25 protein-coding genes are annotated in these 25696 nt (G+C 72.0%); 19 read left to right on the top strand and 6 right to left on the bottom strand.

All coding sequences use genetic code 11. From position 1 onward, the window contains the following. Nucleotides 1-1485 (top strand): metallophosphoesterase family protein, encoded by a 1485-nt coding sequence (locus tag ABD327_RS16450; RefSeq protein WP_344451259.1) that lies wholly within the window; start codon nucleotides 1-3, stop codon nucleotides 1483-1485. A 51-nt stretch (nucleotides 1486-1536) separates the two neighbouring features. Further along, complete coding sequence (locus tag ABD327_RS16445) at nucleotides 1537-2319, top strand: SGNH/GDSL hydrolase family protein (RefSeq protein WP_344451258.1); 783 nt, start codon at nucleotides 1537-1539, stop codon at nucleotides 2317-2319. A 39-nt stretch (nucleotides 2320-2358) separates the two neighbouring features. Here the strand turns inward: ABD327_RS16445 and rsgA are convergent, their stop codons facing one another. Continuing rightward, a complete protein-coding gene (gene rsgA, locus ABD327_RS16440; RefSeq protein WP_344451257.1) occupies nucleotides 2359-3384 on the bottom strand; it encodes a ribosome small subunit-dependent GTPase A in 1026 nt (341 codons plus the stop codon). Between the two features lie 238 nt (nucleotides 3385-3622). Between rsgA and ABD327_RS16435 the strand changes: the two genes are divergently transcribed. From ABD327_RS16435 to ABD327_RS16425, 3 genes are all read left to right on the top strand, one after another. Further along, the gene (locus tag ABD327_RS16435) at nucleotides 3623-4684 is read left to right on the top strand and encodes a hypothetical protein (RefSeq protein WP_344451256.1); all 1062 of its coding nucleotides are present in this window, start codon (nucleotides 3623-3625) and stop codon (nucleotides 4682-4684) included. Nucleotides 4685-4804: 120 nt separating this feature from the next. Further along, nucleotides 4805-6424 carry a bifunctional 3'-5' exonuclease/DNA polymerase gene (locus ABD327_RS16430; protein WP_344451255.1) on the top strand — a complete coding sequence of 540 codons (1620 nt, stop codon included), beginning with the start codon at nucleotides 4805-4807 and terminating at the stop codon, nucleotides 6422-6424. A 172-nt stretch (nucleotides 6425-6596) separates the two neighbouring features. Then, complete coding sequence (locus ABD327_RS16425) at nucleotides 6597-6875, top strand: hypothetical protein (protein WP_344451254.1); 279 nt, start codon at nucleotides 6597-6599, stop codon at nucleotides 6873-6875. A 4-nt stretch (nucleotides 6876-6879) separates the two neighbouring features. Here the strand turns inward: ABD327_RS16425 and ABD327_RS16420 are convergent, their stop codons facing one another. Continuing rightward, nucleotides 6880-7623, bottom strand: a complete 744-nt coding sequence (locus ABD327_RS16420; RefSeq protein ID WP_344451253.1) for a TetR/AcrR family transcriptional regulator — start codon at nucleotides 7621-7623, stop codon at nucleotides 6880-6882. Between the two features lie 86 nt (nucleotides 7624-7709). Here ABD327_RS16420 and ABD327_RS16415 point away from each other — a divergent pair, with 86 nt between their 5' ends. Continuing rightward, complete coding sequence (locus ABD327_RS16415) at nucleotides 7710-8648, top strand: ATP-binding cassette domain-containing protein (RefSeq protein WP_344451252.1); 939 nt, start codon at nucleotides 7710-7712, stop codon at nucleotides 8646-8648. Then, a complete protein-coding gene (locus ABD327_RS16410) occupies nucleotides 8645-9436 on the top strand; it encodes an ABC transporter permease (RefSeq protein ID WP_344451251.1) in 792 nt (263 codons plus the stop codon). Before ABD327_RS16415 ends, ABD327_RS16410 begins: the two co-directional genes overlap by 4 nt. Before the next feature lie 52 nt (nucleotides 9437-9488). Here ABD327_RS16410 and ABD327_RS16405 read toward each other — a convergent pair whose 3' ends face one another. Continuing rightward, nucleotides 9489-12995 (bottom strand): AAA family ATPase, encoded by a 3507-nt coding sequence (locus tag ABD327_RS16405; protein WP_344451250.1) that lies wholly within the window; start codon nucleotides 12993-12995, stop codon nucleotides 9489-9491. Nucleotides 12996-13075: 80 nt separating this feature from the next. Between ABD327_RS16405 and ABD327_RS16400 the strand changes: the two genes are divergently transcribed. Genes ABD327_RS16400 through ABD327_RS16385 form a run of 4 tightly spaced genes read left to right on the top strand, consistent with a single transcriptional unit; the run spans nucleotide 13076 to nucleotide 16782 of the window. Beyond that, nucleotides 13076-15451: a nitrate- and nitrite sensing domain-containing protein gene (locus tag ABD327_RS16400; protein WP_344451249.1), complete on the top strand. Its 2376-nt coding sequence runs from the start codon at nucleotides 13076-13078 to the stop codon at nucleotides 15449-15451. After that, nucleotides 15448-15831: a roadblock/LC7 domain-containing protein gene (locus ABD327_RS16395; RefSeq protein ID WP_344451248.1), complete on the top strand. Its 384-nt coding sequence runs from the start codon at nucleotides 15448-15450 to the stop codon at nucleotides 15829-15831. The genes ABD327_RS16400 and ABD327_RS16395 overlap by 4 nt, the downstream gene beginning before the upstream one ends. Further along, nucleotides 15828-16193, top strand: a complete 366-nt coding sequence (locus ABD327_RS16390; RefSeq protein ID WP_344451247.1) for a DUF742 domain-containing protein — start codon at nucleotides 15828-15830, stop codon at nucleotides 16191-16193. The genes ABD327_RS16395 and ABD327_RS16390 overlap by 4 nt, the downstream gene beginning before the upstream one ends. Then, nucleotides 16174-16782, top strand: coding sequence for a GTP-binding protein (locus tag ABD327_RS16385; RefSeq protein WP_344451246.1), 609 nt, complete (start codon nucleotides 16174-16176; stop codon nucleotides 16780-16782). Before ABD327_RS16390 ends, ABD327_RS16385 begins: the two co-directional genes overlap by 20 nt. Here the strand turns inward: ABD327_RS16385 and ABD327_RS16380 are convergent. Beyond that, nucleotides 16773-18701, bottom strand: a complete 1929-nt coding sequence (locus tag ABD327_RS16380) for an ABC transporter ATP-binding protein (protein ID WP_344451245.1) — start codon at nucleotides 18699-18701, stop codon at nucleotides 16773-16775. The genes ABD327_RS16385 and ABD327_RS16380 overlap by 10 nt on opposite strands. Before the next feature lie 198 nt (nucleotides 18702-18899). Here ABD327_RS16380 and ABD327_RS16375 point away from each other — a divergent pair, with 198 nt between their 5' ends. From ABD327_RS16375 to ABD327_RS16355, 5 genes are all read left to right on the top strand, one after another. Further along, nucleotides 18900-19895, top strand: coding sequence for an LCP family protein (locus ABD327_RS16375; RefSeq protein ID WP_344451244.1), 996 nt, complete (start codon nucleotides 18900-18902; stop codon nucleotides 19893-19895). 89 nt (nucleotides 19896-19984) lie between these two features. Beyond that, entirely contained in the window at nucleotides 19985-20143 is a 159-nt protein-coding gene (locus ABD327_RS16370) for a hypothetical protein (protein WP_344451243.1), read from the top strand. A gap of 187 nt (nucleotides 20144-20330) precedes the next feature. Next, nucleotides 20331-20486, top strand: a complete 156-nt coding sequence (locus tag ABD327_RS16365; protein WP_344451242.1) for a hypothetical protein — start codon at nucleotides 20331-20333, stop codon at nucleotides 20484-20486. Between the two features lie 71 nt (nucleotides 20487-20557). Then, nucleotides 20558-21046, top strand: coding sequence for a glutathione peroxidase (locus tag ABD327_RS16360; protein WP_344451241.1), 489 nt, complete (start codon nucleotides 20558-20560; stop codon nucleotides 21044-21046). An 82-nt stretch (nucleotides 21047-21128) separates the two neighbouring features. Further along, nucleotides 21129-22025, top strand: coding sequence for an oxidoreductase (locus tag ABD327_RS16355; protein ID WP_344451240.1), 897 nt, complete (start codon nucleotides 21129-21131; stop codon nucleotides 22023-22025). A 35-nt stretch (nucleotides 22026-22060) separates the two neighbouring features. Here the strand turns inward: ABD327_RS16355 and ABD327_RS16350 are convergent, their stop codons facing one another. Further along, nucleotides 22061-22354, bottom strand: a complete 294-nt coding sequence (locus ABD327_RS16350; protein WP_344451239.1) for a DUF1540 domain-containing protein — start codon at nucleotides 22352-22354, stop codon at nucleotides 22061-22063. An 88-nt stretch (nucleotides 22355-22442) separates the two neighbouring features. Then, nucleotides 22443-23696 (bottom strand): MFS transporter, encoded by a 1254-nt coding sequence (locus tag ABD327_RS16345; RefSeq protein ID WP_344451238.1) that lies wholly within the window; start codon nucleotides 23694-23696, stop codon nucleotides 22443-22445. Between the two features lie 229 nt (nucleotides 23697-23925). Here ABD327_RS16345 and ABD327_RS16340 point away from each other — a divergent pair, with 229 nt between their 5' ends. The 3 genes from ABD327_RS16340 (at nucleotide 23926) to ABD327_RS16330 (ending at nucleotide 25663) form a co-directional block, all read left to right on the top strand. Further along, the gene (locus ABD327_RS16340; RefSeq protein WP_344451237.1) at nucleotides 23926-24273 is read left to right on the top strand and encodes a hypothetical protein; all 348 of its coding nucleotides are present in this window, start codon (nucleotides 23926-23928) and stop codon (nucleotides 24271-24273) included. 17 nt (nucleotides 24274-24290) lie between these two features. Beyond that, complete coding sequence (locus ABD327_RS16335; RefSeq protein WP_344451236.1) at nucleotides 24291-24611, top strand: DUF3817 domain-containing protein; 321 nt, start codon at nucleotides 24291-24293, stop codon at nucleotides 24609-24611. A 104-nt stretch (nucleotides 24612-24715) separates the two neighbouring features. Further along, nucleotides 24716-25663, top strand: a complete 948-nt coding sequence (locus ABD327_RS16330) for a magnesium transporter (protein ID WP_344451235.1) — start codon at nucleotides 24716-24718, stop codon at nucleotides 25661-25663. Nucleotides 25664-25696 lie beyond the last annotated feature (33 nt).

Below are 25696 nucleotides of genomic sequence, written 5' to 3'. Positions count from 1 at the left end.
GTGAAACCGTCCCCCCGAAATTCACACCAGTCCTCGACCGGCGCGGGGTGGGGGTGCCTGGAAGAGGGCACCTTCCGGGCACTCGGGCCGCAGGAGCCGCTGTCGTGGCTGCGGCCCTCGGTGCTGTGGCGCTCCCGCAACGACGTGATCGCCCGCTGGTTCGGCGACCCGGTGGACGACCTGCGGCGGCGCTGGGTCGGCGCCCCGGGCGACCAGCTGCTGCGCACCGAGGAGGGCGACTTCTCGTTCCTGCTGCTGGGCGACACCGGCGAGGGCGACAGCTCGCAGTTCGCGGTGGTCCCCCCGATGCTGAAGACCGGCGCCGACACCGACTTCATGGTGATCGCCAGCGACGTCATCTACCCGATCGGCAGCATCAACGACTACCCGCACAAGTTCTTCCACGCCTACCAGGGCTACCAGGGGCCCATCTACGCGCTGCCCGGCAACCACGACTGGTACGACGGGCTCGAGGGATTCATGCGGGTGTTCTGCGACCGGCGCGGCGACGGCTCGCCCGGCGGCTGGTGGAAGGGGCACCTGGGCATCGTGGCCCGCAGGCTGTGGCGGCGCCCCGAACCCGCCGACGAGGGGGCGCTGGCCGAGGCCCGCAAGCTGCGCCCGGCCCCCGCGCAGCAGGGCGTCCAGCCCGGACCGTACTGGGTGATCGACAGCCCCTCGCTGCGGATCGTCGGCATCGACACCGGGATCAGCGGCAGGCTCGACCAGGAGCAGGGGGAGTGGCTGCGCCGCGTGTCCGCCGACCCCCGCCCCAAGCTGCTGATCACGGGCAAGCCGATCTACCGCAACGACCAGTACAAGCCGTGCCCGATCGAGAACGGCGGCACGGTCGACGAGATCGTCCGCTCGTCGAACTACGTGGCGGTCATAGGCGGCGACACCCACAACTACCAGCGCTACTCCGTCGAGGTGGAGCCCGGGCGCAAGACCGAGTACCTGGTCGCGGGCGGCTCCGGCGCCTACATGCACGCCACCCACATCATCGGCCGCGCCACGGTCGTCGACGAGGGGGAGTTCACCTGCTACCCGCTGCGCGGCGACTCGCTGGTCTACTACAGCCAGGTGTACGCGCGGCGGCTGCGCAGGTTCGGGCTCCGGAGGTTCTTCGACCTGTCCTATCCGCAGGCCGCGGCGGCCGTCGGGGAACGTCTGGGCCTGGAGCCGTCCCGGCCGGAGGGCAGGCAGGTCAAGCCGGGCCTGAAGGCGAAGACCATCGCGTTCCTCCTGGGAGTGCCCCGGGGCGGCGGTAAGGCGCCCCGCAAGTTCCGCCTTCCGGTGGGCCAGGCGTACCGCAAGCTCTTCTCCGAGACCTCCGACAGCGACACCCCGCCCTTCTTCAAGAGCTTCCTGCGCCTCGACGTCACCTCCGGCGAACTGCGCATCCGCTGCTTCGGCGTCTCGGGCTGCCGCGAACACGAGCTGTCCCCGCCCGTCGAACACGAACTGCGCATAAGTCTTCGCTGACGTGGGAGGGGTCACGCCCCCTACGATCGCGTAAGTTTGTGTGCATCCTGCATGCTTAACGGCGTGAATGAGTTCCAGTCCTATGTCGCGCTCGGAGACAGCTTCACCGAGGGCCTGAACGACCACCTGGGCGACGACCGGTACCGGGGATGGGCCGACCGGCTCGCCGAGCACATCGACGCGGCCCGCCCCGGGCTGCACTACGCCAACCTCGCCGTGCGCGGGAAGCTGCTGGGCCAGGTCGCCGAGGAGCAGGTGCCCCGCGCGGTCGAGCTGGCGCCGGACCTGATCACCTTCTCCGCCGGCGGCAACGACATGCTCCGCCCCGGAGCCGACCCCGACGCCATCGCGCTGCTCTACATGGACTGCGTGCGCAGGCTGAAGGCCACGGGCGCCGAGGTCGTCGTCTTCACGAGCTTCGATCCCAAGCAGTGGAACGTCAGCGGCCGCGGCGACGGCAGGTGGCGCGGCAAGGTCGCCACGCTCAACCTGCACATCCGCTCCATCGCCGACCGGTACGACCTGAAGGTCGTGGACCTGTGGTCGATGTCGGTGCTGTCGCACATCGGCGCCTGGCACGAGGACCGCCTGCACCTGACCTCCGAGGGGCACCGCAGGCTGGGCCTGGCCGTCGCCGAGATCCTCGGCGTCCCCACCGAGGGCGACTGGCGCACCCCCTGGCCGAAGATCCCGCCCAAGTCGTGGCAGGAGGCCAAGCGGGAGGACCTCTACTGGGCGAAGACCTACTTCCTGCCCTGGGTGGAGCGCCGCGTCAAGGGACTGTCCTCGGGCGACGGGCGCCTGCCCAAGCGGCCCGACCTCCACCCGCTGTGAGGAGGGGGCGGCGGGCCCCGCAGGGCCCGCCGCCCTTCGTCAGGGCCGGTTGCGGCCCCGCATCGACCTGTGGATGATCTTCCACTGGCGGTTCCGCTCCGCCCGCAGCCGCGCGTCCGTCCGGGAGGCGGCCCACGCGGCCTCGCGGCGCAGCTTGCGCCAGGAGGCCAGCCGCCGCTCGGGCAGCTCGCCCGCCGCCACGGCCGCCAGGACCGCGCAGCCCGGCTCGTCCTGGTGGACGCAGTCGGAGAACCGGCAGCCCTCCGCCAGCTCCTCGACGTCGGAGAAGGCCAGCGACAGCCCCTCGTCGGCGTCGTGCAGGCCGATCCCGCGCAGGCCCGGCGTGTCGATGACCATCCCGCCGCCGGGCAGGAGCAGCAGCTCCCGGTGCACGGTGGTGTGACGGCCCCGCCCGTCGGCCTCGCGGACCTCGCCGGTGGCCATGAGCTCGCCGCCCGCCAGCGCGTTGACCAGGGTCGACTTGCCGGCGCCGGACCGCCCGAGCAGGACGGCCGTCTCGCCGGGACCGGGCCGCAGCGCGTCCAGCCCCTCCCCGGTGGAGGAGGAGACCGCCAGGACCTCGGCGCCGGGAGCGGCGGAGGCGATCCGGTCGAGGTCCACCTCGGCGAGATCCGCCTTGGTGACGACGACGACCGGCCGGGCGCCGCTCTCCCAGGCGAGGGCGAGCAGCCGTTCGATCCGGCCCAGGTCGGGCTCGGGCACGGCCGGCTCCACTATGTGGACGACGTCCACGTTGGCGGCCAGCACCTGCCCGCGGGAGTCCCCGGGCCGCACCCCGGCGCGGACGATGCTCGTCCGGCGGGGCAGCACGCCGCGGACCGCGGTGTCGAAGGAGACCCAGTCGCCCGTGCAGGGCAGCGCGACGGGGTCCTGGGAGGCGGCACGGGTCAGGGTGCCGCTCCACGGGATCCGGCGCTCGCCGTCCTCGGTGAGGACGTCGCAGGCTCCGCGGTCGACCCGGGAGACCCTCCCGGCGGTGCGGCCCGGCTCCAGCGAGTCGGAGAAGAACGCGTCGAAACCGAGTGAGGAAAGAGAGAAGGCCACTGTGGTGGCGCCTTTCGGGAACGGCGCCGGCCTGAGCCTCAGAGGTTCAGGCGGACGCCTGGAAGGACAGGATCCGGGAACGGCCTGCCACAACGACGGTCTTCACGCGGCTCCACCTCTCGTCGGCGCCGCGCCTCTCGCGGCCGCGTCCCACCGTAGTGCGCCGGACCTGGGGAGTCGACGGAATTAATGGGTCGATCTTGTGGCACTAAAGGCGCTTTCAGTGCATCATCGGACGATGTTGAAGTTGGCCCCGGTATCTCCCGCTCCGTTCGAGCTGCGCCGGAAGACGGGGGAGCTCGCCGAGGGGGCGGCCAGGCTGGCGCAGGACCTCGAGGCGGCGCCGGTGGCGAAGGTGCTCGCCGACGCCAACCGCACCGCCAGCCGCAGGGGCTCGACGGCGGCGTTCGGGCAGATGAAGCCGCAGCCGGCCGACTGGTTCACCTTCGAGGACTCCGACGACGACACCCGCGACTGGTACCCGCAGGGGCTGACCTGCTCCTCCGACGCCGGTTCCGGGCCCGACGCCTTCATCGCGAGCTGGTACTGGAAGCCCGAGCTCGCGACCGAGGAGCGCGGGATCAGGCTCACCTTCCTCGACCCGCACAAGGGCCGGTACCGGCACGTGCTCGCCGTCACCGCGCGACCTGACGGCGGGTACTCGGCGATCGACCTCCACGCCGGGGGCATCGCCTGGTACCGCCACCACCTGTACGTCGCCGACACCGCACGCGGTCTGCGGGTGTTCGACCTGCGCAAGATCCTGGACCTGCGGTCCGCCCAGGACGACACCGGGGACCGCAACCGGATCGGCCGCAAGGGCGGAAAGTTCCACGCCTACGGCTACCGCTACGTCCTGCCGCAGTGCGACGCCTGGCGGCTCGTCACTCTCGGGGCCAGGTTCTCCTTCGCCTCGGTCGACCGCAGCGCCGACCCGGACCTCCTGGTCTGCGGCGAGTACGTCGACGGAGCGGGCGAGAGGGGCAGGCTGGCGCGCTGGCGGCTGGCGGCCGACGGGACGCTGAGGCACCGGGACGGCCTCGCCGCCGCCCACGACGCCTACCGGGCGCCCGCGGGCAAGATCCAGGGCGCCGTCTCGCACAAGGACACCTGGTACCTCAGCCAGGCAGGCACCGGAGCGGTCCGCGGAAACCTGCTGGTCGGCTCGGCCGACGAGGAGCCGGAGACCCGCGCCTACCCCTTCGGCCCCGAGGACCTCACCGTCTGGCGGGACAAGAAGCAGATCTGGAGCATCACCGAGTACCCGCGCCGCAGAGCCCTGTTCGCCGTCCCGCTGTAACGTCCGCCCGTCCCCGCGTGTGCGGGCCGGGAGGCACCTGCGGAGGCCGCCGGGTGACGGACACCCCGTCCCCGCGTGTGCGGGCCGGGAAATGTCTGTGGGAACCGGCACAATGAACACATGTTCTATGCGGTGGCGCCGGAGGGGGAGAAGGGCGGGACCCTCCGGGCGCTGGCGCGGGACGGGAGTCCCGCCGGTGAGGTCGAGCACGTCGACGACCTCGTGGCGGCCGTCGCGGAACGGGAGCGGGGCTCGGCTCCGCGCTGGGTGTGGGCGTCCACGGCACGGCTCTACCCCCGGCTGCTGCGCGCGGGCGTCACGGTCGGCCGCTGCCACGACCTCGAGCTGACCGAGGCCCTGCTGCTGGCGTTCGAGGGGAGGCCGGGGGAGTCCCGGTCGGTGGGCGCCGCGCTGGCCAGGCTGCGGGGCCTGCCCCCGCCGGAGGAGGAGCCCGCGGAGGTCGAGGGGGAGCAGCAGCTCCTCTTCGGCGGGGAGGTCGCGCCCCCGGTCGAGGCGCTCGTGGAGGTGCACGCCGCCCAGCTCGCCCGGATGGAGGGCCGGCTCCGGCTGCTGGCGGCGGCCGAGTCGGCGGGCGGCCTGATCGCCGCAGAGATGAGCCACGAGGGGCTGCCCTGGCGGGCCGACGCGCACGACGAGCTGCTCACCGGGCTGCTGGGCCCCCGCCCGGCGCACGGGCTGCGCCCCCGCCTGCTCCAGGAGCTCGCCGACCGCATCTCCGCGGCGTTCGGCCACCCGGTGAACCCCGACTCCCCGCAGCAGCTGGTGAAGGCCTTCGCCGGAGCGGGTTTCTCCGTCCCCTCCACCCGCGCGTACGTGCTGAAGGGAATCTCCCACCCGGCGGTGCCCGCCGTGCTGGAGTACAAGGAGCTCTCCCGGCTGCACACCGCCCACGGCTGGAACTGGCTCGACGCGTGGGCGAAGGGAGGCCGGTTCCGTCCCGAGTACGTCGTCGGCGGCGTGGTCTCCGGCCGGTGGGCGACCAGGGGCGGCGGCGCCCTGCAGATCCCCAAGGTCCTGCGCCGCGCCGTGGTCGCCGATCCGGGCCACGTCCTGGTGGTCGCCGACGCCGCCCAGCTCGAGCCCCGGGTGCTGGCCGCACTCGCGGGCGACGCGGCGTTCACCGAGGCCGCCGCCCAAGGCGACCTCTACGCGGCCTTGGCCGAGGTCTTCACCGGCACCCCCGGCGGCCCCTCGGCCCGGGACAAGGCCAAGATCGCGATGCTGTCCGCCATGTACGGCGGCGGCACGGGCGAGGCCGTCCAGCTCCTGTCGGTCCTCAAGCAGCGCTTCCCGGCCGCCTTCGAGTACGTGGAGTCAGCCGCGCGGGCGGGGGAGCGGGGCGAGCTCGTGCGCTCCCTCCTGGGCCGCACCTGCCCCCCGGCCTCCGCGGAGTACCGCGACCTCATCACCACGGAGGCGGGCCGCCACGCCGCTGCCTCCCGGGGCCGCTTCACCCGCAACTTCGTCGTCCAGGCCACCGCCGCCGAGTGGGCCCTGGCCTTCATGGCCCTGCTGCGCCCCCGCCTGCCCGCCGGAGCGCACCTCGTCTTCTTCCAACACGACGAGGTGATCGTGCACACCCCGCAGGCCGAAGCCGAGGCCGTCACCCGCGCCCTGCACACGGCCGCCGCCGAGGCCGCCCGCCTCCTCTTCGGGGACACCCCCGTCGCCTTCCCCATGGAGGCCGCCACGGTCTCCTGCTACGCCGACGCCAAATAAGGCGGCCGGGCCGCCGGCGGAAGACGACCGGCTCCGTCGCGGCCGGCCGCACCGGCTCGGGGACGGGCCGGGGGAGCGATCTGTCGCGGGTTCGTGCCGCCCGGAGTGCGGGGAGGGGCGCACGTCGGATCCGTCACGGTCTGGGAGCGGGGGAGCTGGGTAGAAGGCGGGCATGGAGGAGAAGCAGGAGAGACTCGAGGACCTTCCGTCGGCGGAACTGCACGACCGGGCGGTGAAGCTCGCGCTGGACCGGAAGGACATGGGCTTCTTCTGGCGGCTGCTGAGCGACATCCCGGCGGCGGAGGCCGGACTCGGCGACATGAAGCGCAGCGAGACCGACCTGATGCGCGTCTTCGGCCTGGTCACCGACTTCCTGGGCGCCGGAGAGGGCGAACTGGCCGACGCCCTGCGGCCGGTCTACCTCACCTACCTCAGGGGAACTCCCGAGTAAGCGGTCAAGAAGTCTCCGTTTTCGGCGGCCGGAAGCCGGGCAGCCAGGTCTCGATGCCGTCCAGGACGCGCTGGAGCCCGTACTCGAAGTTCTCCTCGGGCGTCATGTGCGGCTGCTCGGCCTCCAGCATCACCCGGCGCATCAGCGGGTACCGCCCGGTGTCCATCAGGGCGCGGAAGTGCGTGCCGTGCGCCCGTATCCACTCCTCCTCGGTGACTCCGGCCTCGGCGGCCCGCCGCCCGGAGGCCAGTTCGGCGCGGACCGCGCCCTCGGCGTAAGCGGCCACCAGGTTGATCGCGCGCATCATCTCGTCGATGCCGAGGCCGATGCCGTCGACGATGCGGTACAGGTACTCGACGAACTCGATGCCGTTGGGGCCGAGGAAGAAGTACGGGGCGTCCACTTGGACGATCCACGGATGCCGCAGGGCGCGGGCGCGGATCTGGTGGGCGTTCCAGCACAGGCCGGTGCGCCAGTCCGGGTGCTCGGGCCGCTCGATCTCCTCGAGGGTGAGGTCGACCATGAGGTCGATGATGTCGTCCTTGGACCGCACGTACCGGTAGAGCGACATCGTGCCGGTGCCCAGCTCGGCGGCGAGCCGGCGCATGGTCAGCGCGTCCAGGCCCTCGGAGTCGCAGAGCGCGACGGCGGTCCGGGCGATCCCCTCGAGCGTGAAGGCGGGTTTCGGGCCGCGGGAGGACCGGGGCGGCCTGGCCCAGATGATCAGTTTCGCCTGCTCGTCGCTCACTCTCCCATCCTTCCACTTGCGTACAACGTACTCAGTTGGTTAGGGTCCCCCATAACTGCGTACCACGTACCCATTTGGGGGGGCTGATGAACGAACCGATCGTCGTCGCCGAAGGACTGCACAAGCGGTACGGCGACACCCATGCGCTCCGCGGCCTCGATTTGGAGGTCGCCCGCGGCACCGTCTGCGGGGTCCTGGGGCCCAACGGCGCGGGCAAGAGCACCGCCGTGCGGATTCTCGCCACCCTCGCCGACCCGACCGAGGGGCGCGCCACGGTCGCGGGCTTCGACGTCGTCCGGCAGGCGGGGGAGGTCCGGCGGCGCATAGGCCTCGCCGGGCAGAGCGCCGCCGTCGACGAGTACCTGTCGGGCCGGGAGAACCTGCGCATGTTCGGCAGGTTCCACCACCTGGGCCGCAAGGAGGCGCGCCGCCGGGCCGACGAGCTGCTCGAGCGGTTCGGCCTGGCGGACGCCGCGGACAAGCCCGTCTCCGGCTACTCCGGCGGGATGCGCCGCAGGCTCGACCTCATCGCCAGCCTCGTCGTCGATCCCGAGGTCCTCTTCCTCGACGAACCGACCACCGGCCTGGACCCGCGCAGCCGCGGCGAGATCTGGCAAGCCGTCCGCGACTTGGTCCGGGAGGGGACCACCGTCCTGCTCACCACCCAGTACCTGGACGAGGCCGACCAACTCGCCGACGACATCGCCGTCATCGACCACGGCCGCGTCATCGCCCGGGACACCCCCGACCGGCTGAAGTCCCAGATCGGCACCCGCCTGGACGTCGTGCTGGCCGACCCCGCCGACACCGGACGCGCCGCCGGCCTGCTCAACGGCCTGATGGGCCGGGGCGAGCCGGACCTCTCCGGAGCACGGCTCAGCCTCCCGGTCGGCGACGTCACGCTGCCGGAAGTCGTCCGCCGGTTGGACGCCGCGGGATTCGGAGTCCTCGACGTCTCCCTGCGCCGCCCCACCCTCGACGAGGTCTTCCTCGAGCTCACCGAGCACAAGAAGGAATCCGTATGAACACCCTCACCTGGGCGGTCTCCGACGGCTTGACGATGTTCAGCCGGCACCTCACCCAGCTCAAGCGCCGCCCCGGCGAACTCGTCGGCGCCCTGTTCTTCCCGGTCGTCATGGTGGTGATGTTCGGCTACGTCTTCGGCAGCGCCATCCAGGTCCCGGGCGGGGGGAACTACCGCGAGTACCTCATGCCGGGCCTGTTCGGCATGATGACCTTCAGCGTCGTGATGGCCCAGGTCATGAGCACCGCCACGGACGCCGGACGGGGCGTCATGGACCGCTTCCGCTCCCTGCCGATCGCCCGCTGGACGATGCCCTTCGGCCAGTCCGCCGCGGACCTGCTGACCGGGCTCCCCGGCCTGGCCCTCATGGCCGCCTGCGGGCTGGTCGTGGGCTGGCGTCCGCACGAGGGGGCGGTTCGGACGCTCGCGGCCTTCGCCCTCATCCTCCTGATGCGCATGGCCCTGGGCTGGTTCGGGATCTGGGTCGGCCTGGCCGTGAAGGACGAGAAGACCGCCGACTCCTTCGTCCCCCTCCTCTTCCCGGTGACGATGATCTCCAACAGCTTCGTCCCGACCGAGGGCATGCCCGCCTGGCTGCGCGTCATCTCCGAGTGGAACCCCGTCAGCGCCCTGGTCTCCGCCCTCAGGACCCTGTTCGGCAACCCGACCGCCCCCTCCGAGGCGTGGCCCCTGCGGCACCCGGTGACCGCGACCCTCCTGTGGTCGCTCCTGCTGACCGCGGTCTTCATGCCGCTCGCCGTCCGCGCCTACACCCGCAAGAACCGCTGACCGCCCGGACCCGCCGCCTCGAAGGGCGGGTCCGGGAACGAGGTCTGGTGGCCTACAGGTACTGGCCCATCGGGATCTCGGCGGGCCTGGGCGGGGTCTCCGGCAGGTCCTCGCGCAGGAGGAGCCGGACGGCGGCGTCGTCGGCGACGACGCCCTCGGCGGTGATGCGGCGGGCCTGGAGGGAGCGGGCCCGGTCCAGGATGTTGCGGACCAGGCGGGCGTTGCCGAAGGAGATGCCGCGCGGGACGTCCCGCAGCAGGTCGCGGACGCCGTCCTCGACGCCCTCGCCGAGGGTGAAGCCGGCCTGGTCGGCCATGAACCGGAAGATCTCCGCCAGTTCGTCCTCGCTGTAGTCGGGGAAGCCGAGCACCGTCGGGAACCGCGAGGCGAGACCCGGGTTGAAGTCCAGGAACCGCAGCATGTCCCCCTCGTACCCGGCGACGATCACCACCAGGTCCGAGCGGTGCTCCTCCATCAGCTTGAGCAGTTCGGCGATCGCCTCGTAGCCGTAGTCCCGCGCCGCGTCGGCCGGGGTGAGGGCGTAGGCCTCGTCGATGAACAGCACGCCGCCCAGCGCCCGCTCGACGGCCGCCCGCACCCGGGGCGCGGTGTGGCCGATGTACTCGCCGACCAGGTCGGCCCGGGAGACCTCCACCAGGTGGCCCGAGGACAGCAGCCCGAGCTGGGCGTAGACGGCGGCGATCAGCCGAGCGATGGTCGTCTTGGCGGTGCCGGGGTTGCCGGTGAACACCATGTGCCGGGTGGGGGCGGCGATCGGGATGCCGGCCTCGCGGCGCAGCCGCTCGGCCCGCGCCTCGGCGACCAGCAGCCGCACCTCGTGCTTGACGTGGTCGAGGCCGATGAGCTCGTCCACCTCGGCCAGCGGGTCGCCCGGCAGCTCCACCCGGCCGGTGGCCGACAGTCCGGTCGGCAGGTCCACCGGCAGGATGAGGTCGAGCGACTCGGAGCCGTCGACGACGCCGTCCTCCAGCACCCGGCGCGACTGCAGGGCGATGGCCCGGTCGAGCAGTCCCGTCATCAGCCGCGCGTTGGTGTGGCGGGAGCCGCCGCGCAGCAGCGCCCGCACCCGGTCCAGGACGCCCTCGGCCAGCGCGAACCCGCTCTCGGCGGCCTTGGCCCGGAACACCTCGACCAGCTCGTCGTCGGTGAGGTCGGGGAAGCGCACCACCTTGGGGAAGACGCGGGCGAGGTCGGGGTCGCCCTTGAGCATGCCGTTGACCGCCGCGTCGGGGCCCGAGAGCACCACGACGAGCTCGTCCTCGTGCGCCTGCAGCGTGGCCAGCAGGACGTCGAGGGCCTCCCGGTCGCGGGGCGAGTCGGAGTCGGCGAGGGCGTGCGCGTCGGCGACCACCAGCACGCCGCCCAGCGCCCGCTCCACCACCCGCCGGACCTTCGTGCCGCTCTCGCTGGTGTACTCGCCGACGAGGTCGGACCGCTCGACCTCCAGCAGGTGGCCGGTCGACAGCACCCCCAGCTCGGCGTAGATCCGGCCGAGGATCCGGGCGACCGTCGTCTTGCCGGTGCCGCGGTTGCCGGTGAAGACCAGGTGCCGGGGGCGCGAGGGCACCGGCATGCCGGCCTCCCGCCGCATCCGGGCGGCCTTGGCCTCGGCGACCAGCGCGGAGATCTCCCGCTTGACCGGCTCGATGCCCGCGCACGCGGCCAGCTCGGCCAGCGGGTCGGCCGAACGCGCCGGGTCGCCCGGCACCAGCCGCGCGGGGAGGTCCTTGGCCAGCACCTTGATCGCCCGGGGGGTCCTGGCCCTGGCGGCGGCCGCGCACTGGTCGGCCAGGAACTCCACCAGCCGCGCGTTGCGCAGGTTCAGCACCGGCGCCGTCCGCGCCAGCAGGGCCGCGGCCTTGGCCGCGACCGTCCGGGCGACGCCCAGCTCGCGCGCCTGCACGGCCCGGACGAACAGCTCGGCGTACTCGCGCTCGCCGAACTCGCGGGTGCGGGCGACCCGCAGGCCCTGCACGAGGCCGGGATTGGCGGCGAACAGCCGGTCGTCGCCGCCGGGCCGGGCCAGCGCCACCACGTGCAGCTTCGGGCTGCGGGCCATGAGGCGGCGCAGCTCCTCCACCACGGCGGGCCCGCAGCGCTCGTAGGTGAGGATCTTGTCGAGCCCGTCGACCACCAGGAGCTGCCGGCCCTCCAGGCACTCCTTGACCCGCGCCTGCAGCCACAGCACCGCGTCGGACAGGTGCAGGGAGGCGAAGACCTGGTCGGAGACCCACAGGACGTCCCGGATCCGGCCCGTGTCGGTCAGCGCCTGCTCCAGCACCTCCACGCCGGTGCCCTTGCCGGTGCCCTCGGGTCCGGCGACCAGCAGCCGCACCGGCCCGTCCCCCTTGACGGCCCGGTCGATCTCGCGGACCAGGTCGGGCTGGCCGAGCAATACCTGCCCGGCGAGGTCGGACGGCTCCTCGGCCTCCTGCTCGGCCGGGGCGGGCGGCTCGGTCCTCAGCTTCTCGGTCAGCGGGTTGGGCACCAGGCGCCGCCGCCCGAACAGGCGGCGCAGGTCGGCCTGGAACCAGCGGACGGGGGTGTGCATCGCCGGGTGGGCGGCGTTGTCGGGCAGGCCCTGGACGCAGCCGGTGACCCGGACCGCCATGTCCAGCCACGCCCGGCAGGCGTCGGCCTCGCCCGCCACGAGCAGCCGCGCCAGCCAGCCGCGTAGTTCTAGCTGCCAGTTCTCGGTCGACCAGCCCTCCCGCAGCGCCTCCATCCGGCGCACGAGCGTCTCGTAGGAGGCGCCGCCCAGCACCACCGCCAGCTCGGCGGGCGGGACGGTCTGCCCGGCCTGCAACAGCACCTTGGCCAGCGCCGCCTCCGAGGCGTCCGCGGCGATCGTGGCGTGCAGCCGCTGGTTGGCCGCGACGAACCCGTCGACGGACCACTGCAGGTAGCCGACGGCGCCCGCCAGCTCCGGCAGGACGGCCAGCTCCCCGTCCGTCGCCCGCGCGGCCCACAGCTCGCCCAGCTCGGACATGGGGACGGTCAGGTCCCGCTCCTCCCCGCGCCCGTGCAGGGCGATCAGGGCGCGGCGGCGGGCGTCCAGGGGCTCCAGGCCCTCGAAGACGTCCAGGGACTCGCGGGCCAGCCGCAGCATCAGCTCCCGCTTGGCGGGGTCGTTGGCGGCGGGGTCGGCCATCCACAGCGAGGGCGGGCGCCACCGGCCCGACTGGCTGAACCAGGAGGTGGTGTCCCGGACGGCGGGCTCGGGGTTGGCCAGGAAGGGCAGCAGCAGCTCGTAGTCCATGTCGCCGCGGCTGCCGGCCCGCACCGCCGAGGCCCCCATCAGGAAGGTGAGGAGGGAGAACAGCTCGGCGCCCAGCACCGAGGTGCTCTCGGCGTAGAAACTGGTGAGGGGCTGGCTCAGCTCGGCTGCCCGCTTGTCGGCGGCGAACTCCAGCGCACGCTCGGTCAGTTCCTTGATCAGCCCGTCCGGGACCCGCCAGGGGCCGTGGCCGTAGACGTCGAAGACCGGTTCGTCGGTCAGCAGGATCTCGAGGTGTTCGGGAAGCCGGGGGGAACTCACCGCAACACCCTATGCGGGGAGCCGCGCGCTTGTAACAGCCGCGGAATCGGCCCTTAACGCCGGGGGTGTGGGGTACCGGAATGAGTCGGCTCCTGCTGCGAAACTGGCGTGTCTGGCAACGCCTCGTGGCGCTGATCCTCGTCCCCACGGCGGTCGCCGCCGCCCTGTGCGTCCAGGAGTTCCAGGACGCCGGGGCCCAGGCCCGCCAGTACCACCGCACGGAGGCCATGGTCAGGCTGTCCGGTGCGGTGGCCGCTCTCGGCTACGAGCTGGCCGCCGAACGGGGGCTGAGCAACGGGTATACCTCCTCCGGCCGCAAACGGGCCGATCTTCTGGAGACGGTGAAGGCGCAGAGGGCCGAGACCGACGGCGCGGCCGCGGAGGTCCGGCGGCTGGCTGAGCGCTCCGGGGTGGATCCCGAGAGCGCGTTCGGCTACCGGATCCAGACCGTCCTGGGCCTGGTCGACACGATCGAGGTGCAGCGCGCCGATGTGACGGGGGCCACGCCCCCGATGGCGGTCTTCACCGGCTACTCGACGCTGATCAGCGAGCTGCTGTCCTTCCTGGACGTGATCGAGCAGAGCGGCGGCGACCCGGAACTGGGCCACGGGCAGCGCCTCCTGAGGGCGCTGGCCCTGGCCGCGGAGAACGCCGGCCGGCAGCGCGGCATGCTCAACGGCGTGCTGCGGCGCGGCACCGGTATCCGCGGCGACGAGCTGACGGTGGTCCTCGTGGCCCGCCAGCAGCACCTGGACGGGGTCGCGGACTTCAAGTCGGCGGCCGAGGGCGACGAGATCCGCCTGTACGACGAGACCGTCACCGGGGACGAGGTCGCCCGCGCCTACGGCATCCTCCGGGAGGTGATCGAGGCGGTGGAGCAGGCCTTCTCCCGGGGCGGCGACGCCCTGCGGCTCAACCGGGTGTTCCGGGAGAACGCCGGGGACTGGTTCGCGGTGATGACGGTCCTCGTCGACCGCATCCACCAGGTAGAAGAGCGGATCATCAAGGACCTCGTCGGGTACAGCGAGCGCCGGGCGGCCGAGGCCGAGGCCGCGCGGCTGCGGCTGGGCGTCCTGCTGTCGGCGGTCATGCTGGTGGTGCTGGGGCTCACCCTCCTCATCGCCCGGTCCCTGGTGAACCCGCTGCGCGCCCTGCGCGGGGGCGCCCTGGAGATCGCCGACCGGCGGCTGCCCGGGACGGTGCGGCGGCTGCGGGAGGACGGGATCCCGGTGGGGGAGTCCCTGGAGGACTTCGCCGCCGCGTCCGTCGTCCCGCTGGAGGTGGACAGCACCGACGAGATCGGCCAGGTGGCCCGCGCCTTCGACGAGGTGCACCGGGAGGCGGTGCGGCTCGCGGCCGAGGAGGCCCGCCTGCGCGGCGAGGTCGGCACGATGTTCGTGAACCTCTCCCGGCGCAGCCAGACCCTGGTCGAACTGCAGCTGAAGCTGATCGAGAGGCTGGAGGACGACGAGCCGGACGCCGAGCGGCTCGGCCAGCTGTTCCGGCTGGACCACCTGGCGACCCGCATGCGCCGGAACGCCGAGAGCCTGCTGGTGCTCGGCGGGGTCGAGCAGGTGCGGCGCTCCCAGCGGCCGGTCCCGCTGATCGACGTGGTGCGGGCGGCGGTCTCGGAGGTCGAGCAGTACGCGCGGGTGCGGCCCCGGCTCCAGGAGGGGGTCGTGATCGCCGGGCCGGTCGTCGGCGACCTGGTCCACCTGCTGGCCGAGCTGATCGAGAACGCCCTCAGCTTCTCGCCGGACACCGCGAAGGTGGAGGTGACCGGCCAGCCGATGCAGGACGGCAGCGCGATCCTGCAGGTCGTCGACCACGGTGTGGGCATGACCGGGGAGGAGCTGCGCGATGCCAACGAGCGGCTGCGCGCCCCCGGGGAGGCGGGGGTCTCCGTGGCCCGCCGGATGGGCCTGTTCGTGGTGGGGCGGCTGGCCGCCCGGCACGGTGTCCGCGTCGAGCTGCGGCCGGTGGAGTTCGGCGGGGTCTGCGTGCTGATCGTCCTGCCGCGCGGGGCCCTGGCGGAGCCCGGGACCCCCGTGCCGGACGGCCCCTCCGCCGCGGCCGTCGGCCCGTGGGGGCCTTCGCCCGCGGAGGGGACGGACGCCCTCCCGGTCCTCACGGCCGCGGAGCCCACGCCGGTCTTCGCGGCGGCGGAGTCGGAGTGGTTCCGGCGCGACGCCTCCTCCTCGTCCCCCGGGTGGCCCGCGGCCGATCCCGGATGGGAGCGGGCGGCGCGGGTGTCCGGGATGCCGGACGTCGGGGGAGTGACGGGCAAGGGACTGCCCAAACGGGTGCCGGGCGCCAACAAGGTCCATGGCGGGGCCGCCCCTCCGCCGGCGGCCTTCGGACCCGTCCGGTCGGCCGGCGACGTCGCCGCCCGGCTCGACAGCCTGCAGCGCGGGGTGCGCAAAGGCCGCCATTCCAGTGAGACGAGGGAGCCATGACGCAGGATCTGAACTGGCTGGTCACCAACTTCACGGCGAGGGTCCCGCCCGTGGCGCACGCGGTGGTGGTCTCCTCCGACGGCCTGCCCGTGGCGCTGTCGGAGGGCTTCCCCGCCGAACGCGCCGACCAGCTCTCCGCGATCGCCTCCGGCCTCACGCACCTCACCCAGGGGGCCGCCCGGCTCTTCGACGGGGGAGGCGTCTCGCTGACCATGGTGGAGATGGAGCGCGGCATCCTGCTGGTGATGTCGATCTCCGACGGCTCCGCGCTGGCCGCGCTCACCTCAGCCGACGCCGACCTGGGCCTGGTGGGGCACGAGATGACGCTGCTGGTCGAACAGGTCGGCCGGGTCCTCACCCCGGCAGTGCGGACCCGATGACCGGGATGTACGGCTACGAGGCGGACGGGGCCAGCGCGCTGGTCCGCCCGTACGCCGTCACCGGCGGGCGTACGAGGCCCCGCTACGAACTGGCCCTGGAGTCACTGGTCTTCTCGGAGCGGGGCCGCGACGGCGCTCCGCTCACCCCCGAATGCCGGGCGATCCTCGACCTGTGCAGGGTGTGGCGTTCGGTCGCGGAGGTCTCCGCGCTGACCCGGATGCCCCTCGGCGTGGCCCGCGTGCTGATCGCCGACCTCCTCCACGACGGGCTGGTGCAAGTGCAGCAGCCGCAGGGCGGCCCCGGCGGCCGGCCCGACCTGGCTCTGATGGAAAGGGTTCTCAGTGGGCTCCGCGCTCTTTGACCGGACGGCCGCGTCCCGTCCGACCTCGGCGAAGATCGTCGTGGGCGGCGGTTTCGGCGTGGGCAAGACGACGTTCGTCGGCGCGGTGTCGGAGATCGAGCCGCTCACCACCGAGGCTGTCCTGACCGAGGCCAGCCGGCGGGTCGACGACCTGTCGCAGATCCCGGACAAGCGGACCACCACGGTCGCGATGGACTTCGGCCGGGTCACCCTCGAGGGGAACCTGATGCTGTACCTGTTCGGCACCCCCGGCCAGGCGCGGTTCTGGTTCATGTGGGACGACCTGGTGCAGGGGGCGGTCGGCGCGGTGGTGCTGGTCGACACCCGCAGGCTCGAGGACGCCTTCCCCGTCGTCGACTACTTCGAGGACTCCGGAGTGCCGTTCGTCGTCGGGGTGAACGGCTGGAACGGGGAGTTCCCCTACCACCCCGAGGACATCCGGGACGCGCTGACCATCCGGGCCGAGGTGCCGGTCCTGAACGTGGACGCCCGCGACCGCGCGTCGGCCGGCGCGACGCTGATCGCCCTGGCCGAGCACGCGATCCGGACGCGGGCCGCGGAGACGGCCCGCGCCGGCGGTCAGCGGTAGGCGGAGGCCTGCAGGGTGTACAGCTCGGCGTACAGGCCGCCCGCCGCCATCAGGGAGCCGTGGTCGCCGTGCTCGACGACCTTGCCCTGCTCCAGGACGTAGACGCGGTCGGCGTGCCGGACGCTGGCCAGCCGGTGGGTGATGAGCAGGACGGTCCGCCCGTCGGCGTGCGCCCTGATGCGCTCGAACAGGGCGTGCTCGGCGCGGGCGTCCAGTGCCGCCGACGGCTCGTCGCAGATGAGCAGCGGCTCGTCGCGGTAGAAGCCGCGGGCGGCGGCGAGGCGCTGCCACTGCCCGCCGGACAGCTCGGCGCCCCCGTCGAACCGCCTGTCCAGCAGGGTGTCGTAGCCGTGGGCGAGTTCGGCGATGACCTCGTCGGCGCCGGAGGAGGCGATCGCGGCGTCCACCGCCTCGGGCAGGTCCGGGCGGCCCATGATGACGTTCTGCCGGGCGGTCATCGGCCAGTGCGTGTGGTCCTGGGCGATGACCGCGATCCGCTCGCGCAGCCGCGCCGGGTCGACCTGCCACAGCGACAGGTCGTCCCAGCGCACCTCGCCGCCCTCGGGGTCGTAGAGCCCGGCGAGGATCTTGGCCAGGGTGGTCTTGCCCGAGCCGTTCTCGCCGACCAGCGCGACCACCTCGCCGCGCCGCAGCTCCACGCTCACCCCGTGCAGCGAGGGGGTGTCGGCGCCGGGATAGGTGAAGGTGACGTCCTCGGCGCGGATGACCTCGAACGCCTCGGGCGGCGCCGGCAGTTCGGCGGCCCGCTTCGGGGCGCGGTTCTCGGCCTGGTCGCAGAAGTTGAGGTAGTCGGCGAAGTACAGGCCGTCCTCGTAGCAGCGGTTGACGGCGTAGACGAGGTTGGCGAGCGACGTCTTGCCCGTCCGGATCGCCAGGACGGCGGCGCCCGCGACGGCCAGCGGCACCGAGCCCCGCCACAGCAAGTAGCCGAGCGCGACGTAGACGGCCACGGTGGCCAGGCCCTGCAGCCCGTCACCGGTGGCCTTGACGAGGGTCTGGCGCCGGGCGAGGACGAGTTCGACGTCGCGTTCCCGCGAGGCCAGCTCGTCGTACTGGCGCAGCAGCACGTCCCGGACGGTGAAGGAGCGCACCTCGGCGGCCTGCTGGCGGCTGGTCATGAGGTCCGACAGGATCCAGCGCCTGCGGCGGCTGGAGGCGAGGGCGAGCTGGGTGAGGTAGCCCATGCGCGCCGAGCGCACCGACGCCCAGCACAGCGGCACCGCGGTGAGCAGCAGCAGCGGCAGCAGCGCCGGGTGCAGGACGCCCAGCACGCCCGCCGCGGCGGCGAGGCCGACGAAGCCGGTGACCACGTCGATGGTGTGGACGACCATCATCGGCGCCGACACCAGGCCGCGGCTCTCGGCGCGCTGGAGGTCGTCCAGGAAGGCGGAGTCGTCGAGCGCTGCCAGCTCGACGCCCGTGGTGAGCTCCAGCAGGCGGTTCTGCACGGTCCGCTCGATCTGCGGGTCCAGCCGGGACTGCGCCCAGCCCGCGCCGGTCTGCAGCGCGCCCTGCAGGGTGTAGGCGGCGCCGACGAGCAGGAGCGAGGGCAGCGCCCCGCGCACCCGGTCGGGGGTGGGGCCCTCGGCGAACAGGGCGTGCAGGACCTCGGTGGTGGCGAGCAGGCCGAACGCGGTGAAGACGCCGGCCATGAGGTTGAAGACGATCGCGATGAGGGTGTCGCGGGGGTTGGCCCGCCAGGCCAGCCGGAGGGCCTGGGCGATGAGCGCGGGCAGCCGCCGCGCCACCGTGCTCATCCGGGTCTCGGCGAGTTCGGCCGAGTGCGCCATCCAGGGACGGTCGGTCAGCTTGGGGAGTTCTTCCTCCCGGTCGGCCTCCCGGGCCTTACGCTTGCGCCGGAACGGGCGCAGGATCACAGACCATGGGATACGCGGCATCGTCCTCCTGACCTTCGTTGGTGAGTCCGCTCAAGGCAGTCTCACCCTGTGGCACGACATTTTTCGTGTCCTGTCGTACGACAGAGGGTTATCTAGCTGATTCGTTAGGCCGATGCGCTGATCGCCGGTATCTCATACTTTGTCTTCAGATTGTCGTGCGGGCCCGTTCCCGCCGGCCGACCGCAGGATGGAGACGAGATGGCTCACGCGCGCACCGCGGAGTTCCCCGCGCACGACGAGGGGCCCCCGAGGCGGCGCCGCCGTCCGGGCAGGATCCTCGCGACGGTCCTCGCCGTCCTGCTGGCGGGATCGGTCGTCGGCTACTTCAGCCTCGACGGGCGGCTGCGGACGGAGAAGGCGCTCGCCGACTACCCGGGCCGCGTCGAGGACACCCCCGGCACGAACTGGCTCATCGTCGGTTCCGACAGCCGTGAGGGGCTGACCAAGGACGACCGCAGGAAGCTGCGGACGGGCCGGGCCCAGGGCAAGCGCACCGACTCCATCATGCTGCTGCACTACGGCGACGGCGGCACCACGCTGCTGAGCATCCCGCGCGACTCCTACGTCGCGATCCCCGGCCACGGCAACAACAAGGTCAACGCCGCCTACGCCCTCGGCGGCTCGGACCTGCTGGTCCAGACGGTCGAGCAGGCGACCGGAATCCGCGTCGACCACTTCGCCGAGATCGGGTTCGGCGGGTTCGTCGGCGTGGTCGACGCGGTGGGCGGGGTGAACATCTGCGTGAAGAAGCCCCTCAAGGACCCCAAGGCCGGCCTGAACCTCAAGGCGGGCTGCCAGGACCTGGACGGCGCGCAGGCCCTCGGCTACGTCCGCACCCGCCAGTACGCCAACGGCGACCTGGAGCGGATCAGGAACCAGCGGCAGTTCTTCTCCGCGCTCATCGACAAGGCGACCTCGCCCGCGACCCTGTTCAACCCGTTCCGCAGCGTTCCGCTGGCCTGGAACTCCACCGGCAACTTCACCGTGGACGAGGGCGACTCCCTGTTCGACCTGGCCCGGATGATGCTCGCAATGCGTGGATTGTCCAGTGGTGACGGAAAAACACTAAGTGTCCCTTTCGGGCGTTTTGAGACGGGGGCTGTCGGCTCCTATGTGGTCTGGGACAAAGCCAAGTCCGAAAAGCTGTTTACGGCCCTCCGGAATGACGAGCCCCTGCCGGGGGACATCAAATGACTTTCTTTTAATCTTCGGAGCCCCTCGGCGGCCGTGGCCGGGGAATCACTCTCGGTGACCGAGAGTGCATCCCGAAGGTGTGGTCAGTCATGCTCAAGAAGTGGCTCAAGTGGGGCGCAGTCGCATTTGTCGTCTGGTACATCGTCAAACGGCCGGACGGTGCGGCCCTGGTGGTCCAGGGGACGCTCAACGGACTCGGAGGCGCGGCCGACTCGATCTCGACGTTCATGATGAGCGCCATCCCCTGAGACGGAAACATCGTGCGAGCCCCGGTCCTTTTGGGCCCGGGGCTCTCAATGTGCGCTCTGAAGTCTTACGATGGAGCCGACCGGAGTGGCGATGGAGCCACATGAAAGTCTCTTTGCGGGCTATCAACGGTGGGCACAACTGAATCGGGTCAGTGTGTGGCACTGCGTACTTGAGGGACGGCGCCTGATGAATCAAAAGGTCCGCTACGTGGCCATCGCCTTCGTGATCTTCTACCTGATCAGCCAGCCGAGGGCGGCCGCCGACGTGGTGAACAACGCGTTCTCCGCCATCGGCGACGCCGGCAACCAGCTGGGTCTGTTCGTGAGCAGCCTGGGCAGCTGACGGCGGACTCCTCAACGCTTCGAGAGACGGCGAGGAAGCCGTCTTGAGAAGGGACTCACTAGGATCTTCACATGTCTGTTTTCGATGTGGAGATCGAGTCCCTGCAGGGTGGACCGGCCGATCTGGCCCAGTACCAGGGCAAGGCCGTGCTCGTGGTGAACGTCGCCTCGAAGTGCGGTCTGACCCCCCAGTACACCGGGCTGGAGGAGCTGCAGAAGAAGTACGCCGGGCGCGGTTTCACCGTTCTCGGCGTTCCCTGTAACCAGTTCCTCGAGCAGGAGCCCGGCACCGCCGAGGAGATCGCGCAGTTCTGCTCGGTGAACTACGGAGTCACCTTCCCGCTCACCGAGAAGATCGAGGTGAACGGCCCCGGCCGCCACCCGCTCTACCGGCGGCTGGTCGACGTGCCGGACGCGACCGGGCACACCGGTGACATCCGGTGGAACTTCGAGAAGTTCCTCATCACGCCCGACGGCACCGTCAAGCGCTTCGACCCGCGGACCGAGCCGGACGACGACACGCTCGTCTCGGAGATCGAGGCGGCGCTCCCGAAGAGTTGATCTCGAGCGGTCGTCCTTCTTGCCCCTTGTTGCACGATCGGTCTAAGTTCGCGTTCGGACCATCGACGAGGGGTGTGCACTCATGGGTTGGACGGCCGCGGACATTCCCGATCTGACCGGCAGGCGGGCCATCGTCACCGGCGCCAACAGCGGGCTGGGCCTGCACACCGCGCTGGGCCTGGCCGGGCGCGGGGCGGACGTGGTGCTCGCCTGCCGTGACACCGCCCGCGGCGAGGAGGCGAGAGCGCGGGTCGCCGAGGTCGCGCCGGACCCCAAGGCGGTCACGCTCGCGCCACTGGACCTGGCCGACCTGTCGTCGGTGCGCGACTTCGCCTCCGTCCACGCGAAGGACCCGCTGGACCTGCTCGTCAACAACGCCGGCGTGATGGCGATCCCCAGGACGACCACGGCAGACGGCTTCGAGATGCAGTTCGGCGTCAACCACCTGGGCCACTTCGCGCTGACGGGACTGCTGCTGCCCGCCCTGCTGGAGCGGCCCGGCGCCCGCGTCGTCACCGTGTCGAGCTTCGCCTCCAGGATGGGGCGGATCGACTTCGACGACCTCCAGTGGGAGAAGCGGTACTCCCGATGGGGCGGATACGGCCGCGCCAAGCTCGCCAACCTGCTGTTCGCCAAGGAGCTCGACCGCAGGTACGAGAACCTGACCAGCCTGATCGCCCACCCCGGGTACGCGGCGACCAACCTGATGAACGCCTCCGTCCGCCTGGGCGGCAACGCCGTGGAGGCGACCGCCTACTGGCTGGGCAGCCGCACCGTGGCGCTGTCGAGCGCGGCCGGGGCGCTGTGCACGCTGCGCGCGGCCACCGATCCGCAGGCCCGGGGCGGCCAGGTCTACGGGCCCCGCTTCGTCATGCGCGGCGCCCCCGCACTCGGCGGCCTCAACCCGAAGGGCGACGACGTCGAACTCGCCCGGCGCCTGTGGGACGTCTCGGTCGAGCTGACGGGCGTCCGCTACTGACCGGCGGCCGGCTGGCGGCGGTCGGCTGACCGCCGTCAGCGGGGCGAGTAGGTGAGGCAGTCGACCGTGTTATCGACGTTCCCGACGTAGCCGACGTTGATGCCCTCGGCCTGGCACTCCAGGTCCCGGTTGTGGCGGCAGCCCGCGACCTTGCACGCGCCGACGTGCCCCGTCTCGGTGGCCACGCCTCCCCTGGTGTCGGCGGCGACGAAGGTGTCGCAGTGCGGGTGAGTGGTGTCGCCCACGGTGATGGCCCCGGCGTGGCAGGTGCGGCCGCTGTTGTAGGAACAGGCTTCCGCTTCGCAGGTGTTGATGATCGGCAGGTACATGAGAAAGCTCCCTTTTTTGTCTCTCTCACGCTGCCCGTGGTGCCGCAGGACAAGCCCAGAGCGCCGTAAAGTTCGGGTTCGGGGTCGTTCAGCCGTCGGCGATCCGGCGGGCGAACAGCAGCAGCGTCGCCATCGGCAGCGCCAGCAGGAGCAGCATCGCCGACAGGGCCGCGTAGGACAGGGTCGCGACGACCACGCCCGCGACCACGCCGCCGAGCGCCGCGCCCCCGTTCATCACCAGGTCGGACAGGCCTTGGACCGACGGCCGCAGGTCGACCGGGACGGACTCGGTCAGCAGCGCGGAACCCGCCACGATCCCGCACGACCAGCCCAGCCCGAGCAGGACCAGCCCGACAGCCGCCTGCGCCACCGAGTGGGGGGACGCCAGGCCCGCGACGACCGCCGCCAGGGCCAGCAGCACCTGGCCGAGCAGCAGGACCGGGACGTGCCCGAACTGGTCGGCGAGCCAGCCGACCAGGGGGGAGAGCGCGTACATGCCGGCGATGTGCAGGCTGATGACCACCCCGACGGTGCCGAGTCCGGCTCCGCCGTGGTCGAGGTGGACGGGGGTCATCGACATCAGCGCCACCATCGCGGTGTGGCTGACCGCGATCGCCATGACCGCCACCCGGGCGCTGGGGGAGCGGCCCAGCACCCGCGCCCCCGTCCGCAGGGAGCGGTCCGGCGGGATCTCGCCCCGGGTGCTGCCCAGGTGCGCCACCTGGAGCGGGTCCGGGCGCAGCCCGACGAAGATCCCCAGCGTGGCGAGGGCGAAGGACACGGCGGCCAGGAGGTAGACGCCGGTGTGGCCGCCGACCGCGTCGGTCTTCCCGGCCAGCAGCGGGCCCAGGACCGCGCCGCCGGTGGACGCCCACACCACGATGCTCAGGTCCCGCGCCGCGTGGCCGGGGCGGGAGAGGTCGGTGGCGCTGTAGCGGGCGGCGTATCCGGCGGCGGAGGCCCCGCCGAACAGCAGCAGGCCCGCCAGGAACAGCTGCCAGGAGCCGGCGGCCACCGCGAGGACCGCCACGAGCGCGCCCAGCGTGCCCATGCCGTAGCCGAAGGCGAGGGCCGCGCGCCGCCCCCGCCCCGCGGACAGGCGGGCGGAGGGGACGGCTATCAGCGCCGCCCCGAGCACCGCGCTGGTCTGGGCGAGCCCGCCGACGGCGTCGCTGCCCGAGAGCTCCCGGGCGACCAGCGTGCCGGCCGCCACCCCCAGCCCGACCCCGATGCCGCCCAGCACCTGGCCCGCGGTGAGTACGGACAGGATCCGGCGCTGTACCGCCGCCCGGTAGGCGCTCTGCTGGGCCGTCCACGCCTGGCCCGAACTGACGGTCGTCATGCGCAGCCTCTGGGTGTACAGAAATGCCGGTTAAGTGCACGTCAGCATAGTCAGGCCGATCTCCACGACGCGAGTGTTCGTCTCCTGCTTTTCCGCGACGGGCCCGTCTTCTCGAAGGCCGTCCACGATTCCCCGCTCCGCCGCGCGGTGAGAGGAGGCTCTACGGATGATCCGCGTGCTTTCCGGGGGCGGTCACGGGCCTCGCGGAAGCGGCGGTACCCTTCAAACCGTGAGACGGTTCTTCACTCCCGCGTGGCTGGGTCTCCATCTGCTCGCCATCGTTCTGTTCGTCGGCTTCCTGCTCTTCGGCTGGTGGCAGTTCGAGCGCGCCCTGAGCGGAAACTCCCGCAGCTGGGGCTACACCTTCGAATGGCCGTTGTTCTCGATCTTCGTGGTCGTGATGTGGGTCAAGATGATCCGCGACGAGCTGAAGGGCGCCGGCAAGGACCAGGACGAGCCCGCCGAACCCGTCGTCCTCAAGACCGAAGCACAACTGATCAAGGAAGCCGAGGAGGAGGACCCGAGTCTGGCGGCCTACAACCGCTACCTGGCCCGGATGAACTCCTCCCGGCGCTGAGAAGGCGAGAGAACCACGTGGAAGCGGCGATCAACCGGTACCGCATCTTGGCCACCGTCGTCGGCGTCATGCTGATCCTGGTGTGCTTCGTCGGCCTGCCCATCCGTCTCATCACGGGCAACGAGACCCCCTCCGCGATCATCTCGCCCGTCCACGGCCTCCTGTACATGATCTACCTGGTGGTCTCCTTCGACCTCTACCAGAAGGCCCAGTGGCCCCTGAAGAAGATGGCGATCATGGTCTCCGCCGGACTGATCCCCTTCCTGGCCTTCTACATCGAGCGCAAGATCGTCTCCGAGGCCCGCGAGATCTCCGCCCTCCAGCAGTCCCCGGCCTGACCGCCGCCCCGGTCCCGGCGCGGTGATCCCCGCGGTCCCGGCCGCATGGCTCCGCCGGAACGTGGAATGAGCCAGGTGGCGGGATCGGCGACCGGAGGTGTGCGGTGGCGGGGAGCACGGCGCGGCTGGCGTCCACCAGGGTGCCGGTCGCCGCACCGGGCGAATCCGTCGGGCGGCTGCTGGAGGACCTGCGGGGAAGGGACTACGACAGCGTCGCCGTCACGGCCGTGTGCGAGGGGGAACGCCTCGTCGGACTGGTGACGATGGAGAGGCTGCTGAAGGCCGGGCCCGGCACCGCGGTGTCGGAGGTGATGGACCCGGACCCGCCCGTCGTGCGCCCGGACACGAGCCAGGAACGCGCGGCCTGGAAGGCCGTCCACCAGGGCGCCGTCCTGGCCGTCGTCGACGAGCGGGGCCGCTTCGCCGGACTGCTCCAGCCGCAGCGGCTGCTGGAGGTGCTGCTGGAGGAGCACACCGAGGACATGGCGCGGCTCGGCGGCTTCACGGCCACGGAGAACTCCGCGCGGACCGCCTCCACCGAGAACGTGTCCCGGCGATTGTGGCATCGGCTGCCCTGGCTGCTGGTCGGCCTGATCGGGGCGCTGGGCTCGGCTCTGGTCGTCGGCTCCTTCGAGAGCCAGCTGGAGCGGACCGTCCTCATCGCCTTCTTCGTCCCCGGTGTCGTCTACATCGCCGACGCGGTCGGCACGCAGACCGAGGCGCTGGTCATCCGCGGCCTGTCGGTCGGCGTCCCCGTCGCCCGCATGGCGGTCCGCGAACTGATCACCGGGGTGCTGCTGGGCGCGCTGCTGTCCACCCTGGCCTGGCCGCTCATCATGCTCGTCTGGCGCGACGCGGCCGTGGCGCTGGCCGTCTCGGTGTCCCTTTTCGCCGCCTCCTCCATCGCGACCCTCGTGGCCATGGCGCTGCCCTGGGCCATCAACCGCCTGGGCCGCGATCCCGCCTTCGGCTCCGGCCCCCTGGCCACCGTGGTCCAGGACCTCCTGTCGGTGGTCATCTACTTCGCGACGGCGACCGTCATCGTCACCTGACGGAGGGGCCCGAGGGAAAAACGTTTCTGGATC

The organism is Actinocorallia aurantiaca (assembly GCF_039533685.1).
Taxonomy (GTDB): domain Bacteria; phylum Actinomycetota; class Actinomycetes; order Streptosporangiales; family Streptosporangiaceae; genus Actinocorallia; species Actinocorallia aurantiaca.
This window is presented reverse-complemented; position numbering and strand designations above follow the sequence as displayed.